This is a genomic window from Prevotella sp. MGM1, assembly GCF_002933775.1.
In the GTDB taxonomy this organism is placed as follows: Bacteria; Bacteroidota; Bacteroidia; order Bacteroidales; family Bacteroidaceae; genus Prevotella.
This window is the reverse complement of record NZ_BEWV01000037.1, coordinates 1-712: the sequence shown is the minus strand read 5'-3', so window position 1 is coordinate 712 and position 712 is coordinate 1. Positions and strand designations below refer to the sequence as shown.

Here is a 712-nt window from a genome sequence, read left to right as displayed (position 1 = left end):
AGTATATATCAAAGTTAAGATTGATACGATTGTTAAAGAAACCGGCGTCAAGACCAAGGTTAAGTTCATGCTTTTTCTCGTATGTGAGATCATTATTGGCAATCATATCAAGCAGCAATCCTGTTTCAACCTGATCCCCTTGCGGACGCCATACGTTCTCAGCAAGATAAATAGGCAACGCATTTGACACGGATGAAGGTCCGCGGTCGGCTGTCAATGAATATGACGCACGGAAAGCCAAGTGTGAGAAAGCGTTCTTGGTGCTCTCCATCCAATTCTTAAAGAAGTTCTCTTCGTGAACGTTCCAAGCTCCAGACACATTCCATGTAGGCAACCAACGTGCGCTACGGCTACGGCCGAGTTTGTTTGTACCCTCATAACGCATGGTGAAGTTACCTGTATAACGCCCCTTATATGAGTAACTTCCGCTAAAGAAATAAGCCAGACTTCTTGTCCATGCCTTAGCAAACGAACTAAGAACAGTTCCTTCTTCCTTAGCTTGCTTATAGAATTCAGGAGTGATTGTCACCAGTCTTGCGTTATTGTAGTCAACTCCGTAATCAGAGTGGTATATCTGTTCTTTATCGGTCTTGTTGACTTCCATACCTGCAAAGAGGTTCATGATATGAGTATCGTTCCACACCTTATTATATTGTGCGGTACCACGGAAATCGAGCTGATTTACAGTATAATCATTACGTGTGTATATACC

At 42.8% G+C, this 712-nt stretch carries 1 pseudogene; it reads right to left on the bottom strand.

The window, feature by feature from the left end:
* Nucleotides 1–712: pseudogene (locus tag MoGM_RS12890) on the bottom strand (SusC/RagA family protein); the annotation flags it as partial.